Source organism: Motilimonas sp. E26 (genome assembly GCF_021278025.1).
Classification (GTDB): Bacteria; Pseudomonadota; Gammaproteobacteria; order Enterobacterales; family CBDFNC01; genus Motilimonas.
Map to the genome: position 1 here is coordinate 37235 of NZ_JAIBHJ010000019.1, position 14656 is coordinate 51890.

At 43.1% G+C, this 14656-nt stretch carries 14 protein-coding genes and 1 riboswitch; of the genes, 10 read left to right on the top strand and 4 right to left on the bottom strand.

Annotation, left to right across the window (positions count from 1 at the left end; genetic code table 11):
- The first annotated feature begins 136 nt into the window (after window positions 1-136).
- From K1M91_RS15195 to K1M91_RS15235, 9 genes are all read left to right on the top strand, one after another.
- Window positions 137-1096: a MoxR family ATPase gene (locus K1M91_RS15195; RefSeq protein ID WP_232802929.1), complete on the top strand. Its 960-nt coding sequence runs from the start codon at window positions 137-139 to the stop codon at window positions 1094-1096.
- Window positions 1093-2040: a DUF58 domain-containing protein gene (locus K1M91_RS15200; RefSeq protein WP_232802931.1), complete on the top strand. Its 948-nt coding sequence runs from the start codon at window positions 1093-1095 to the stop codon at window positions 2038-2040. Before K1M91_RS15195 ends, K1M91_RS15200 begins: the two co-directional genes overlap by 4 nt.
- Window positions 2041-2103: 63 nt before the next feature.
- Window positions 2104-2616, top strand: coding sequence for a DUF4381 domain-containing protein (locus tag K1M91_RS15205; protein ID WP_232802933.1), 513 nt, complete (start codon window positions 2104-2106; stop codon window positions 2614-2616).
- Window positions 2609-3577, top strand: coding sequence for a VWA domain-containing protein (locus K1M91_RS15210; protein ID WP_232802935.1), 969 nt, complete (start codon window positions 2609-2611; stop codon window positions 3575-3577). Before K1M91_RS15205 ends, K1M91_RS15210 begins: the two co-directional genes overlap by 8 nt.
- Before the next feature lies 1 nt (window position 3578).
- Window positions 3579-5474, top strand: coding sequence for a VWA domain-containing protein (locus tag K1M91_RS15215; protein ID WP_232802937.1), 1896 nt, complete (start codon window positions 3579-3581; stop codon window positions 5472-5474).
- A 16-nt stretch (window positions 5475-5490) separates the two neighbouring features.
- Entirely contained in the window at window positions 5491-7110 is a 1620-nt protein-coding gene (locus tag K1M91_RS15220; protein ID WP_232802939.1) for a BatD family protein, read from the top strand.
- A gap of 36 nt (window positions 7111-7146) precedes the next feature.
- Entirely contained in the window at window positions 7147-7716 is a 570-nt protein-coding gene (locus K1M91_RS15225) for a sigma-70 family RNA polymerase sigma factor (protein ID WP_232802941.1), read from the top strand.
- Window positions 7709-8419: a DUF3379 domain-containing protein gene (locus K1M91_RS15230; RefSeq protein WP_232802946.1), complete on the top strand. Its 711-nt coding sequence runs from the start codon at window positions 7709-7711 to the stop codon at window positions 8417-8419. The genes K1M91_RS15225 and K1M91_RS15230 overlap by 8 nt, the downstream gene beginning before the upstream one ends.
- Before the next feature lie 142 nt (window positions 8420-8561).
- Window positions 8562-9782: an EAL domain-containing protein gene (locus K1M91_RS15235; protein WP_232802948.1), complete on the top strand. Its 1221-nt coding sequence runs from the start codon at window positions 8562-8564 to the stop codon at window positions 9780-9782.
- Window positions 9783-9850: 68 nt separating this feature from the next.
- Here K1M91_RS15235 and K1M91_RS15240 read toward each other — a convergent pair whose 3' ends face one another.
- Complete coding sequence (locus tag K1M91_RS15240; RefSeq protein WP_232802950.1) at window positions 9851-11431, bottom strand: Na+/H+ antiporter NhaC family protein; 1581 nt, start codon at window positions 11429-11431, stop codon at window positions 9851-9853.
- 39 nt (window positions 11432-11470) lie between these two features.
- Window positions 11471-11643: riboswitch (Lysine riboswitch) on the bottom strand.
- 437 nt (window positions 11644-12080) lie between these two features.
- On the opposite strand from K1M91_RS15240, the gene K1M91_RS15245 reads away from it, so the two are divergent.
- A complete protein-coding gene (locus K1M91_RS15245; RefSeq protein ID WP_232802952.1) occupies window positions 12081-12473 on the top strand; it encodes an H-NS family nucleoid-associated regulatory protein in 393 nt (130 codons plus the stop codon).
- A 102-nt stretch (window positions 12474-12575) separates the two neighbouring features.
- Here the strand turns inward: K1M91_RS15245 and galE are convergent, their stop codons facing one another.
- The 3 genes from galE to queE form a co-directional block, all read right to left on the bottom strand.
- Window positions 12576-13592: a UDP-glucose 4-epimerase GalE gene (galE, locus tag K1M91_RS15250; RefSeq protein WP_232802954.1), complete on the bottom strand. Its 1017-nt coding sequence runs from the start codon at window positions 13590-13592 to the stop codon at window positions 12576-12578.
- Between the two features lie 101 nt (window positions 13593-13693).
- Window positions 13694-13915 (bottom strand): DUF3820 family protein, encoded by a 222-nt coding sequence (locus K1M91_RS15255; protein WP_232802956.1) that lies wholly within the window; start codon window positions 13913-13915, stop codon window positions 13694-13696.
- Between the two features lie 2 nt (window positions 13916-13917).
- The gene (queE, locus tag K1M91_RS15260; protein WP_232802959.1) at window positions 13918-14595 is read right to left on the bottom strand and encodes a 7-carboxy-7-deazaguanine synthase QueE; all 678 of its coding nucleotides are present in this window, start codon (window positions 14593-14595) and stop codon (window positions 13918-13920) included.
- Window positions 14596-14656 lie beyond the last annotated feature (61 nt).

The following is a 14656-nucleotide window of genomic DNA, read 5'->3' on the forward strand; positions in this document are numbered from 1 at the left end:
GCACCTTGAATTATTAGCAGCGTAAATTAATGTAAATGTTTATTATAATTCAACTATTTAATCATAGTCGGTCTTTTCAGATCTGTTGCTTAAGGGTAAGATTTGCACACTTATTTAACAGACTAAAGTTTTTCTCATGCCAGCACAAAATATTCAAGCGCTTAGAGCGTATCTAAATAACGAAATTCTGGGCCAAGCCGAGTTAGTGGACAGTTTGTTGATTGCCTTATTGGCAGACGGCCACATAATAGTAGAAGGTCCCCCAGGGCTTGCCAAAACGCGCGCCGTAAAAGCCTTAGCCGATGGCATAGCAGGCGATTTTCACCGTATTCAGTTTACACCCGACCTATTACCCGCCGATTTAACCGGCACGGATATTTTTCGCCCACAAACCAGTGAGTTTGTATTTGAGTCGGGCCCATTGTTTCATAACTTAATTTTGGCCGATGAAATCAATCGCGCCCCGGCTAAGGTGCAGTCAGCATTATTAGAAGCCATGGCCGAGCACCAAGTGACCGTCGGTAAAAAAACCTACCCCTTACCTGAGCTATTTTTAGTGATGGCAACGCAAAACCCGCTTGAGCAAGAAGGTACTTACCCACTACCTGAAGCGCAACTAGACCGCTTTATCATGCATCTAGAGCTAGACTACCCAGATAGCGAAACAGAAAAAGCGATTTTACGCTTAAATCAAAGTGAGATTGTAGGCGCGCAGAAAAAGCCACTAACTAAATTAACACCTGAAGATATCTTCTCCCTTCGCCAAGCCGTGATGAAGGTGACATTAGCGCCGCAACTTGAACAATACGTTGTCGATCTTGTAATGGCCACGCGCCACCCTGAAAAATACTCAGCGGAGTTAGCCAGTTGGATCAGTTACGGCGTGAGCCCAAGGGCAACATTAGCCCTGGCTCGCACCAGCCGCGCGCGCGCTTGGTTAGAAGGCCGTGATTTTGTTACACCAGATGACATTATCCGCTGTTGCTATCCCGTATTTAGACACCGTTTACTACTGAGCTATGAAGCAGAAGCTGATGGCGTCAATGCCAACCAAGTGATCCAAAAAATTGTTCAACAAGTGGCGTTACCTGCATGATCAATCCAGCCCTACCTTATAGTGACGGACTTAATCTAACACTAAAAGAGTTGCTGTATTATCAACAACAAAAGAAACCTCGCGCCAGCCAAGGCATGGCTAAAAGCATGTTAGCGGGCCCTTATCGCTCGCTCATTAAAGGCCGAGGCATGGAGTTTGATGAAGTTCGTCATTACCAAGCCGGTGATGACGTGCGCGCCATTGACTGGCGTGTCACAGCACGCACCGGCAGTACCCATACCAAGGTGTTTAAAGAAGAAAAAGAGCGCCCAGTGCTGCTTTTGGTCGACTTTTCTGACAGTATGATTTTTGGCTCTCAGTTATTATTAAAGTCCGTTCAAGCGGCTCATTTGGCTGCGCAACTGGCTTGGCAAGCTAAGCAAAGAGGCGATCGTATTGGCGGCGTGATCTTTAATCAAGATCAGCACCAAGAGCTGCGTCCGAAAGGCCGAGCCAGCGGTGTATTAAAATTAGTTCATCAATTACAAAATTTACACCGAAATCAGCCCCAAGCCTTGCAAAACGCGCCCAACCAGCCTGAAAGCGGCGAACGACATATCGATCCGGGACAGTATTTTACCGAGCAGCTTACCCGGCTCCGCCGCTTGGCCAATACCGGCAGTCAGATCCACATTATCAGTGATTTTGCTCATTTAAATGACGAAGGTGAAAAACAGCTGGCGTTAATTAAGCGGCACAATCAAGTCACCGCTTGGCAGCTTCATGATCCTTTAGAACAGAGCATCCCAACGGGCGCCACCGCTTCTTTGAATGTGGTTAGCGAGCAAGGCCGCGGCTGGCTAAATTTAGGTAAGGACAATCGCCGCTATCAGCAGCAAGCACTATTACGTCAACAATCCCTAGAGCTGCGCCTTAAGCGTCGTGCAATTGGACACCGTCAAGTGAATGCTGGACAGCCGTTACTGCAACAAATGTCAATATGACCACGCTGAGATGTGTCTTAATGAAGTGATATCCGTGATTAAAATTTTTGGAGTGTAACAACAATGCAAGCAAATCCCTCCGTGCCAGATTTGGGGCTGCATGACATTATATTGCCACCAGCACCTTCAAGTTGGCCGCCGTCTCTATTAGCCCTACTGATTGCCTTGGTAATTGTTATTTTAATCGTCGTAGGCGTGGTGTTCTTTATTCAATATCGCACTAAACGCAAGGTGAAACGGGCCGCAATAGCACAGCTCATGCAACTAAAAGCGACCCAAGCATCCATTACCGAGCTGAGCGCGTTACTCAAACAAGCTGCATTACATTATTATCCACGCGAGCAAGTCGCTTCGCTGCACGGCGCAGCTTGGTTGGATTACTTAAGTAAAAGCAGCCAGCAAAAAGCAAACTTTAGCGATGTTAAATCGCGCTGGCTAGCCGCGTTTTATCAACGCAGTGTCATGGCCAATGACGCTGATTTTACCCTTGCGAAAAACTGGCTAATCCACGCCTTGCCAGCCAATCATACAACATTAAAAGTAACTAGCAGCAAGGGGAGCCCGGCCCATGTTTGAGTTTAGTTATTTATGGTTAGCATTATTACTGCCTTTACCTTTGCTATTACTACTGTTAAAGCCCCTCGCCCGCCAGCAATTAAGTTTGTGGCTACCACTCGCCCCCATTAGCGAGCAGCAAACAACGGTCAATGTTCAAACAAAATGGCCTCAGCTGTTACTTTGGCTGGCCTGGCTGTTTTTTGTATTAGCGTTAATGCGACCAACCTGGGTTGGAGAGCCCATTCGCATCACCCAGCAACATCGAGATGTGATGCTCGCGCTAGACTTATCCGGCAGTATGGAAATTGAAGACATGGAGCTGGGTATCAGCCGAGTCAATCGCTTAGCCGTGAGTAAAAAAGTGATCAGTGATTTTATCGCCCGTCGCAGTGGCGATCGCCTAGGCTTGATCTTGTTCGCCGATCACGCCTACTTACAAGCGCCATTAACATTTGACTTAGCCACACTACAAACATTAATGCAGGAAACTGAAATTGGCCTAGTCGGTGACAAAACAGCCATTGGCGAAGGAATTGGCTTGGCCGTAAAACGCTTTATTGAAGCGGAGAATGAACAGCGCGTGCTGATTTTACTGACCGATGGTCAAAATACCTCTGGCAGTTTAACCCCGCAGCAGGCTGGTGAATTAGCCAAACAGCAAAACATTAAAATTTATACTATTGGCTTAGGAGCAGATGTAATGATCCAACGCAGTCTGTTTGGTAGTCACAAAGTGAATCCTTCCGCTGATTTAGATGAAAAAACCTTGTCAAATATTGCGACGATGACAGGAGGACAATATTTCCGCGCCCGCAGCAGTGAAGATCTCGAGCAAATTTACCAAACCCTCGACCAGCTTGAACCTATCGCCAATGAAGAGCAAAGTTTTCGGCCTGAGAAAAATCTCTTTTTCTGGCCCTTGTTACTTAGCTTAATGCTATTTAGCTGTCGTTTAGTTTTAGTTAAGGAGCGCAATTAACATGGAATTACTCCGCCCTTATTATCTATTGTTGCTGCCAATGGTGGCATTAGTTTGGTGGCAATTAAAGCGCCGCTGCCCCAAACAGTCGTTGCAACAGTTAATCGCGCCCCATTTAAGTAAGCAGCTAGTGACAGGCGATACGGCATCGCAACAGGGTGTTAATATAATTGCTACGCTGCTCGTTATTGCTGTAATCGCACTTTCTGGCCCGAGTTTTCGCAGTCATGAAGTACCAATAAAACAAATTAGCCCTGCCCGCGTTATCGTAATGGATATGTCTGCTAATATGCTGGCCACGGATTTAAAGCCGAACCGTTTAACCCAAGCACGATTTAAAGCGCTAGACTTGGTAAAGCAACGCACCGAAGGTGAGCAAGCTTTGATCGCCTACGCAGGCGACGCTTTTACCATTAGCCCGCTTACCTCAGACGCGGGTAACTTATTAAACCTTATCCCTAATTTAGCGCCCAACATTATGCCAGCAATGGGTAACAATCCCCTATCAGGCTTAGATTTAGGAATTGAACTGCTTACTAATTCAGGCTATCAACACGGTGATATCATTTTTATCAGCGGCGGTTTTAGCGCCAGCCAAGTTGAGCAAATGCAATCACGTTTAAAGGGGCAACCGTGGCGTATATCGGTGCTGGCAACGGGTACAGCAAAAGGTGCGCCGATCAGCTTAGCTAACGGTGACTTACTCAAAGATGAACAAGGCAACATAGTGGTTGCACAACTGGATGCGCCAGCCATGCAGCAACTGGCTCGAGCAAGTGGTGGCATTTACGTGCCTCTGAGTGCCAGCAAACGAGATATCGAGCTGCTCAATAATATTGAGTTGTTAGACGCTCAGATCAGCCGCACCGATGGCCTGGAACAACAGCAAACTAATCAAGCCGTTGATGATGGCTACTGGCTGATGTTTCTGATCTTACCTTTTTTCTTATTGGCTTTTCGCCGTGGTCAGCTGGCTTCGTTCATCTTGGTGGGCATGTTGACAATCCCTCAACCAAGTCAAGCCAGTTGGTGGCAAAACAGCCAAAAACAAGCCTATGATGCGTTTGAGCAACAAAACTACGAACAAGCCGCACAACAGTTTGATGCTCCCCTTTGGCAAGGCTCCGCGCTTTATAAAGCGCAAGATTACCAAGGCGCCGCCGAGGCATTTAAGCAAGTTAAAACTGCTGAGGGCTTTTACAATTTAGGCAATGCCCTTGCCATGCAGCAAGAATTTGAAGGCGCAATAGCGGCGTATGATCAAGCCCTTAAGTTAGCCCCTAACTTGAAGTCAGCTAAAGACAATAAAGCTAAAATTGAAGAATTGCTCAAACAGCAACAGCAGCAAAACCAAAATCAGGACCAACAACAAGATAACCAGCAATCCGATCAACAAAATAAACAGCAACAAAATAAAGAGCAACAAGACAAGGAGCAGGAGCAGCAATCTCAAGGACAACAGTCACAAGACGATAAGTCGCAACAGGAATCGCAGGAGCAACAATCCAGCGAACAATCACAGCAAAATCAGTCTGAGCAAAACAGCGAAGCGCAAAATACGCAAAACCAAGCGGCGAAAAATGCTGAAAGCCAACGTGATCAACAACAAGATGATAATGCACAGCAACAAGACCAGTCTCAACAAAATGATCAGGCACAAACTGAGCCCAGCCCGGTCCCGTCAAGCCAACAAGGCAGCGTAGCCAGTCCTGAGCCGAGTGACGAACAACAATCAGCTCAGCAGGCAATAAGCCAAGCAATTGAAGGCGACGCAGAGCCTGAAGAGGAAGGCCCTGAAATGCCTTATTTATTGCAACAAATGCCCGATGATCCAGCCATTTTATTACGCAATAAAATGCGTCTTGAATATCAAAAACGTCAACGTGAAAACCGCTAACAGCAAGGAACAACAAGTGAAACGAGCAGTGAACAAGATAAACGCTTTTTTATTACTTTTGTGTGGGCTATGGTCTTTCTCAAGTTTGGCGGCCATTAATGCCAGCGTCAGCCAAAACCCTGTCTATGTCGGAGAGGTTTTCACTTTAGAGGTCGAAGCCGATGAGAGTTTAGATCCTGATGCTCTTAGCACCAAGGCCCTTGAGCCCTATTTTGATGTATTTCGGCCTTCAGTCAGCCGGCAAAAGAACTTCATTAATGGCGAATTCTCCAGCACGACTCGCTGGAGCATTTCATTAATGGCGAAACAGCCCGGGCAAGTGTTGATTCCCCCGTTAACTATAGCGGGACAAACAACTTTACCGATTAAACTTACCGTGCTTAATCAAGACCAGCAACGAGGCCAGCAAAAAAATAAAGACGTATTTATTGAAGCCGCGTTGGACCAAAATAATGTCTATGTCGGCCAGCAAATAATTTACACTTTGGACCTTTATATCGGTGCCATGTTGGAAAATGCCAGTTTATCGAGCCCAGAATCAGGTCAAGCCGATGTGGTACAAATGGGGCAAGATGAGAAACAGGTAGTGGTGAAAAATGGCATGAAATACCAGAAAATCACCCGCAAGTTTGCAATCACACCCAATCAAGCGGGTGAGCTAACCATTGCTGGCCCTAAGTTAACCGGTGAATTATATAAAACCGTTAGCCAAAGCGGCTACCGCCCTCGCACCGTTCGTCAGGTATTAGATATTCAAGCTGATGACATAAAATTAACGGTGAAAGATAAACCCGCCATTTTTACTGGTAAACAATGGTTAGTCAGTGATGAAGTCATGTTAAGTGAAGAGCTGCAAGGCAATGCAACCACGCTGACCGTTGGCCAACCCGTCACCCGCACCTTTACACTTATTGCAGCCAACACCAGTGAAAAATTACTGCCTGAAATCACGTTTAATTACCCAGATGCAATTCGAGTTTATCCGGATAAAGATGAGGTAAGTGGTTTTATTCATCAAGGCACCGCGTTTGCACAGCGTATCAGTAGCCATGCCATTATTGCAGAACAAGCAGGTGAATTAACCTTACCTGAGGTGGTTATTCCATGGTGGAACAGTCAAACAGACCAACTTGAATATGCCAAGGTTCCGGCACGTAAGCTGATGGTGGTTGCCAATAATGATGCTCCTGAAGTTGCCTTACCTGACATAACGCCATCGCAAGCCACCGTTGTTAAAGACGCTGGAATGTGGCCCTATTTAACCTTGCTGTTTGCCATTGCTTGGCTGATAACCTTATTTCTTTATTTACGTAAACCCCGCTACCCTGTAGCAAAAAATGGCATAACCAAAACAAAGTTATCCGACCCTTATAAACAATTGCTGGCAAGTGCTAAAGCCAATAATAGCCAAGATGCATGGCAAGGGTTAATTGAATGGTCTAACAAGCAATGGCCTGAGATTAAATCTGTCAGTCAGATTCCCGTTTCTACTGAACTACAATTAGCCATAAAAGAATTACAACAGGCCATTGCAAAAGGCGAAGCATGGCAAGGGGCTTCGCTTAGTAAGGCATTAGGGGCACAACGGAAATCGCCTACCCCAACCAATACGTTAGGGCCAATTAATCCGGTATAAAGATGAGCATAATCATTATGCTCAGGAGATTTTTACATGTTGAGTAAAATTCTGGGAAATAAAAAGCCCCCGAATACGGTCATTAAAGATATGGCTAATAAACAAAAGCGCTATGAAGCCCTAGTACAGGTTTATCATGGCGATATATACCGATACGCGTACTGGTTATGCCGTGACAAACACGTGGCTGAAGACATTGTTCAGGACACGTTTTTACGGGCTTGGCGAGCATTAGACTCATTACAAGATGAAAAGGCGGCAAAAGCGTGGTTAATCACCATTTTACGCCGCGAGAATGCAAGGCGATTTGAACGCAAACAATTTGATATGGTCGATATGGAAACTGATACCGTGGTTGATACGGTATCAACAGACAGTGAACAAACCATGGAAAACGAGTGGTTACGCCGACAAATAGATAAATTGCCAGAAGAGTATAGGCAGCCCTTAATTCTTCAGGTGCTTGGTGGACTGTCAGGTGATGAAATAGCCGAGCAACTGAACTTAAACAAAAATACCGTGATGACTCGGCTTTTTCGTGCGCGCAATCAGCTCAAAGAAGCACTGGATAACAAAACACAACTAAGGGGGCAAAATAATGGATGATCTCGAATTTCGTCGCCGCGCTTATAGTAACCCTAACGATCAAGATGAAGCGTTCTTGTCTGCCGCTTTTGAAGACGAGCAAAATAAAAAATTTTTAGACGAAATAAAGCATTTTGATGAACAAATTGAAGCCAGTCTGAAAGAGATACCGGTGCCTGAAGGCTTAGCGGATCGCATTTTACTCAATCAATCTTTTGAACAATTCCAAGAGAAGCAAAGAACGAGTCGTTGGCATCTAGCCCTCGCGGCTTCTATTGCCTTTTTAATAGGGATGAGCGTTAACTTAGTGCAATTTCCAACGTCACCCAATATGGGGGAAATTGCAATTAAACATGTACAAGATGAGTGGATTTTTACCGAACAAATTAATGAAAACGCCGACCTTAATGCCGTTAATGCAAAATTAATCAAATATGGCGGTACCGTTAAGGAAGATATAGGCCACATTTATTACGTCAATCACTGTTCGTTTAATGGTGCCCCTGCTTTTCATATGATCATGGCCGGCGAGAAAGGTAAGGTAACCTTATTCGTTGTGCCAAAATCTAAGTCTTTAACCATAGATCCTATGTACAGCAAGGGAGACATGCGCGCACTAGTGATGCCGGTGCAAAATGCGAACCTCATTATCGTTGCTGATAAAAATGAGCCTGTTGGCAAACTTGAGCAAAAGCTAGAATCGACTATTAACTGGTCTATTTAGCCTTGCACTAAAAGTCATAAAAATGTGAAAGCAGAGCAAGCTCTGCTTTTTTTGTATCCTTTGCTATAAAATAACTATTTTATTAGTAATCGATCCCTGATACTGAAACGACTATACGATAATTAGGATTTTAGTTTCGCCTATGTATTCTTTTGTAGCCCGCCAGCCGATATTAAACCAGCGTAAACAAGTGGTCGCCTACGAACTTTTGTTTCGAGACAGCGCTGAAAACATATTCCCTAACATCGATTCTGATGATGCGACTAGGACGTTAGTGTCCAACAGTTTTCTGAATGTAGGCTTTGAAAACATTGCTGACAATAAAACCTGCTACATCAATTTTTCTTATCAAGCCGTATTACAGCAACTGCCTCGTATGCTACCCAAAGAAAAAGTTGTGATTGAGCTACTCGAAGACATTCAACCAACAGAGGAATTACTAGAAGAAGTCAAAGCTTTACATAAATTGGGCTACACGCTCGCCTTAGATGACTTTGAATACACCTCCGACTGGCAACGCTTTTTTCGCTATATCGATATTATTAAGTTTGACTTACGTGCAACTTCTTTCGCAGACATCAGGTCAGTTATTGGATTTTCCCGGCATCACAACATTCAATACTTAGCTGAAAAAGTAGAAACTCATGAAGAGTTTGAACAGGCAAGCCGACTAGGCATTAACTTATTTCAAGGTTACTTTTTTAGCCGACCAGAGCTACTTAAACATCGAGCCCTTTCACCAAGCCAGTTGGTGGTGCTGGAGCTTTTAAGTGAAATTAATAAGCCAAATATTAATTTTAATCAGATAGAAGATATTTTTGCCCATGATGTTTCTCTTTCTTACAAATTATTAATGTTTGTTAATAAACAAATAAAATCTGACGCCAAGCCTATCGCCTCATTCAAACAGGCCAGTATTTATTTGGGCGAGGAGCGACTAAGAAAATTTATTTCATTGGTAGCAACATCACTATCCAGTAAAGATAAACCATCTGAGCTATACGTGATGTCAGTGATCCGGGCACGGTTTTGTGAAAGGATAATCAGTGAGTCGTCCTTATCATGCTCACCTGATGAAGCGTTTATTACTGGGTTATTTTCACTACTTGATAGCCTACTAGACCAACCTATGAATTTATTAATAGAACAGATTCAATTAGATGATCGAGTTAAGGACGCTTTATTGCAACGCAAAGGACCACTGGCCCTGTGCCTAGGCAGCATTGAACATTTTGAAATGGGATTATGGCAAAAAATAGATGATGATGCCGTGCAATTGCACACTACGCCAGAGAAAATTGCACAGGTTTATCTTGAATCCCTTGCTTGGGCTAAAGCATTTAGCTTAACCACAACAAAATAAACCTGGCAGTAATAAATGGCATCAACTCAGCGGCTTGTCTAACCGATGCCATTTATTAAATATCGTTATTAAGAAGCGGCCATCACCTCTTTTGGACTGGACACCTTTTCTTTATAGACATATAAACCAACCACTATCGCAAAACACAATAGCGCCGCACATAAACCTGCTAATACTGAGCCGCTAAAGCCAAGTACCATATATCCGATTAGTGTGACTCCCGCCACCAACAGAGCGTAAGGAAGCTGTGTCACAACATGATCAATATGATGACAACTTGCGCCCGTTGAAGACAAAATAGTGGTATCAGAAATAGGTGAACAATGATCGCCAAACACCGCACCCGCTAAAACACTGGCCATCATAGGTAAAAGTAATGTTGCGTTTGTTCCCATGGCTAAATCGGCAGCAATGGGTAACATGATGCCAAACGTGCCCCAGCTCGTGCCCGTGGCAAACGCCATAAACCCAGCGAGAACAAATAAGATCGCAGGTAAAAAAGCCGTATGAATACTACCATCCACTAAACTAGATAAATACTTACCCGTTTCTAACTGGCTGATTACACTGGCCATAGACCAAGCAAATAGCAAAATAACAATGGCGGGAAACATAGAACGAGCGCCGTGCCAAAGAGAGACAAAAAAGTCTTTAGATTGAATACGACCACGCAGCACCATGGCTATGGTGACAAGTAGTCCAATTAGTCCACCATAAACCAATGCCCCTGTTGCATCGGTATTTGCAAAAGCCAAAATGAGATTAAATGGCCCTTCAGTTGCTTGTGCGCCCAAATATATAATTGAAAATACAGTGGCAATAATCAAGCTTAGAATAGGAATCAATAAATCCTTTACTTGTGCCTGATTAACTTGTGCGGGAGGGATTATTTGGCCTGCTGGCACACCCGACTTAGGGTTAAATAATTGGCCATTTTGCGCAGCTTCTTCGTGGCTTTTCATTACGCCAATATCTAATTTAAACCAAGCCGTTAATAGTACGAGTAATAACGCAAACACCGCATAAAAGTTCATCGGCGCCATTTCAATAAACACCATTAGTGGGCTCAAATCGGTTAAGTTATGAGTTACTAAAATACCGCCGATAATGGCAATAATATATGCGCCCCAACTAGAAATTGGCATAATGACACACATAGGTGCGGCTGTTGAATCAAGTAAATAGGCAAGTTTAGCGCGAGATATTTTATATTGGTCGGTAACAGGCCGCGCAATGCTTCCCACCGCTAGACTATTAAAATAATCATCAATAAAAATAAAAATACCTAAAAGCACCGTGAGTATTTTTGCTCCACGCGGGTTCTTTATTCGCGTTGTAGCCCAGGAAGCGAAGGCCTTAGTTGCACCTGAAATAGTCATTAAGCTGGTCATCATGCCCAACAAGATCAGAAATACGATTATATCGACATTCCATTTATTTATTTCACCTTCTTGCCAGAACAATGATAAGACCGTTTTAAACAAGTATTCAAAAGCTAAAAGAAGGTTGCTATCTGCGACTAAAAAAGAGCCAAGTAATACGCCTAGCCCTAATGATAATAAAACTCGTCGAGTAATGATCGCGAGTAACACCGCAACAACAGGAGGCAAGAGCGAAAGCGCGGAGTGAGATAAGCTTATTAATTCCATTTGTTTTCTTTTTTTGTAATGGGGAATAAGCAAAACAAGTCATGCGGTAGCTCCCCATAGTGATTAACTATGACAGTGTTGTACTTATTCAATACAACCCCAACCGAGTCGTTTGATAAACGGCTCGATTTCGGCGCTATAACCTTTCTTTCCAGCTCGAAGGCATCACCCTAACTGAAAATACTAATTTATAGCGCTCCTCTACGATTAAGCACCAGAAAATAACAAATGAATAGCCAAAAATAAAGCTTACAGTCAAATATTCAGATTTAAATGACACCCAAATACCACCATTGAGCCAAATAGAAATTAACATAAAGTTAACAAATGCAAATCAACCCTCGAATACATCAGAGCGAGATTGCAAACATTTTTCAAACAATAAGTGAAAAAATGATTAGACGAATATCAGCCCTACGGTGGTTCATCTAGGACATTTCATGGAAAAGATTAATTTTTATTCATGGTTTTCCCCTGTTGAATAGATGGGTAAAAGAAATCAAATAAATACAATGGTGCTTCAGTATTAAATTAATACTTTCTAATCAATAGTTTTAAGTTAATTTAGAAACTAATTCAGACTAGAAATATTAAAAAAATAAGTCTATATTGTATCTCTCTCTCACTAATCCAAACGATGGTAATAAAAATGAGCGATATAATTAAAGCACTGTTAAATGCTCGCAGCTTAAAAGCCGCTGCAAAAGAACTAACCCTAGAACAATTAGAAGAATCACTCACTAAATTCAGCAAAATTGTTGAAGATCGCAGAGCTGAAGAAGAAGCAATTCGCGCAGCAAACGAAGATAAGCTTCGGAAGCTCGAAGAATATAAAGAAATGCTTAAAGCCGATGGCATTGACCCTGCTGAATTATTAGGCGCAATCACCACTGAAACAAAAAAACGTGAACCTCGTCCACCTAAATATCAATATGTAGATGATGAAGGCCAAACTCAAAAATGGACGGGTCAAGGTCGTAAACCTAAAGCCATACAACGAGCATTAGACGAAGGTAAACGCTTAGAAGATTTTCTAATATAGTTTGTATTAAGTCTTTTCATCGCGTTGCGAATATAAAAAAGGCCGTTTCCGGCCTTTTTTATTGTCATTTTATATGTGGTTTTTTCCCTGTAACCCTACGGGTTATTTCTCCTTGTAACCCTGCGGGTTATTTGACTGCCAACGCCAACCATCTGCGGTCATGTCTTCAATTGTTTTTTCTGCCTGCCAGTTCAACTCTTGTTTAGCAAAAGCGGGGTCTGCGTAACATTGTGCGATATCACCTGGGCGACGAGGTGCAATTTGATAGGGGATGGTTCTGTCTGATGCTGCAGCAAACGCTTCAATCATTTCAAGCACCGAATAGCCGCGACCAGTGCCTAAATTATATGTCGCCAATCCAGGGTTTTGCGCTAATTTTTCAACAGCTTTTACATGGCCTTTAGCTAAATCCACGACATGAATATAATCACGCACACCGGTACCGTCTGGCGTATCATAATCGTCACCAAAGACATTAACTTGCTTTAATTTGCCAACTGCCACTTGCGAAATATACGGGGTTAGGTTGTTTGGAATACCATTGGGGTCCTCGCCTATAGTACCGCTTACATGCGCACCCACTGGATTAAAGTAACGTAAATTAATTACGTTCCATGAATTATCGCTACGATATAAATCTGCCAATATTTCTTCAATAAATAATTTACTGCGACCATAAGCATTGGTTGCTGACGTTGGAAAATCTTCTGTAATCGGCACAGTAGCAGGATCGCCATATACGGTGGCAGACGAGCTAAAAACGATGTTTTTGACATTATGCTTTGCCATCACTTCGCATAAAGTCACCGTACCTGAAATATTATTATCGTAATAAGTCAGTGGTATTTGTGTCGACTCACCTACTGCTTTTAAACCTGCAAAATGAATAACACTGTCGAAATCATGCTGACTGAATAAACGATCAAGTGCCCCTTTGTCTCGAATGTCCATTTCAAAAAAGGGTATTTTTTTACCCGTTATTGTTTCAACACGAGCCAATGATTCCACATTAGAATTGCACAAATTATCAATTACTACTACGTCATAGTCCGCCGCTAATAGTTCTACTAGAGTATGACTACCTATATAGCCGGCACCGCCCGTAATTAAAATGCTCACTTTCATCTCCATTGAGTATTGGTTAAAACAAAGTATTTATAATAAATTGATTATATTACAGCGCTGAGTTGAAGTGTAGCAATAGACTAATTAAAGAGAAATTAGCGCTTTAATAATGGTTTTAGTATGGTTTCTAACCCATTAAGTTTGACTTCATAAGCTAAAGCCAATTGCTGACCTAGTAGCCCTTCAGGGAAACCTTGCTGAGAAAACCAAACCAGATAAGGCTCAGGTAAATCAATTAGCCGTAGGCCTTTATATTTACCAAAAGGCATCACTTGCTCTAATGCGGCTTTCATTTGTGCAATATGTGCTTGGTCCATAATTAATCGATACCTAAGTACTTATGAGTTTGAATAGATAGGCGCCAATTACGCGCGATACACGTTTCCATGGCGAGTTGGGTTGCTCTTGGTTTTTGGCTAATGGGCTGCAAACAAATCTGAGGTGGTATGGTCCAGCTACACTGCGCTAACAGCGCATCAAGGGCATCGATATCTTTCTCGGTAGCCACAGGGTGCTTTATTTCATTAGCACGTAATAGTGCGTCAGGGCGTACCACTAACCCCCCTTTCATTTTTACTTTTGGCGATACTGTTACAAATGCCGCGTCATCCACTAATACTTCATAGGTGCCGCTGGTTTCAATTTGGCTTTTATAGCCCTGCATTGCCAATGCTTGAGTGAGCTCGCGCAAATCATACATACAAGGCTCACCGCCAGTGATCACCACATGATTAGCTTGATAACCTAAACGGACAAATTCATTGAGTATTTCTGCGGTAGTGACATTCGCCCAAGCCGCTGAAGTGTCGCTTTTGTCTGTTATTTGGTGCAGATTTGTCTCTTGGTCTGGTGAAACCGTCCAAGTGTGCTGAGTATCGCACCAAGGGCAGCCGACATCACAACCCTGTAAGCGAACAAAAATAGCGGGTACGCCAGTGAATAAACCTTCCCCTTGGATAGTTTGAAATATTTCGTTGATTGGGTAGCGCTGAGCCATTGGTTTATACACCTGTTTTGCGTAAAATCGGCTGTTATATGTGAATAATAAGCGAAACTCA

Coding starts and splice junctions, on each gene's coding strand:
- K1M91_RS15230 (WP_232802946.1), top strand. CDS start 7,709: ATGGATGATCTCGAATTTCGTCGCCGCGCTTATAGTAACCCTAACGAT.
- K1M91_RS15245 (WP_232802952.1), top strand. CDS start 12,081: ATGAGCGATATAATTAAAGCACTGTTAAATGCTCGCAGCTTAAAAGCC.
- K1M91_RS15195 (WP_232802929.1), top strand. CDS start 137: ATGCCAGCACAAAATATTCAAGCGCTTAGAGCGTATCTAAATAACGAA.
- K1M91_RS15235 (WP_232802948.1), top strand. CDS start 8,562: ATGTATTCTTTTGTAGCCCGCCAGCCGATATTAAACCAGCGTAAACAA.
- K1M91_RS15215 (WP_232802937.1), top strand. CDS start 3,579: ATGGAATTACTCCGCCCTTATTATCTATTGTTGCTGCCAATGGTGGCA.
- K1M91_RS15240 (WP_232802950.1), bottom strand. CDS start 11,431: ATGGAATTAATAAGCTTATCTCACTCCGCGCTTTCGCTCTTGCCTCCT.
- K1M91_RS15205 (WP_232802933.1), top strand. CDS start 2,104: ATGCAAGCAAATCCCTCCGTGCCAGATTTGGGGCTGCATGACATTATA.
- K1M91_RS15255 (WP_232802956.1), bottom strand. CDS start 13,915: ATGGACCAAGCACATATTGCACAAATGAAAGCCGCATTAGAGCAAGTG.
- queE (WP_232802959.1), bottom strand. CDS start 14,595: ATGGCTCAGCGCTACCCAATCAACGAAATATTTCAAACTATCCAAGGG.
- K1M91_RS15225 (WP_232802941.1), top strand. CDS start 7,147: ATGTTGAGTAAAATTCTGGGAAATAAAAAGCCCCCGAATACGGTCATT.
- K1M91_RS15210 (WP_232802935.1), top strand. CDS start 2,609: ATGTTTGAGTTTAGTTATTTATGGTTAGCATTATTACTGCCTTTACCT.
- K1M91_RS15200 (WP_232802931.1), top strand. CDS start 1,093: ATGATCAATCCAGCCCTACCTTATAGTGACGGACTTAATCTAACACTA.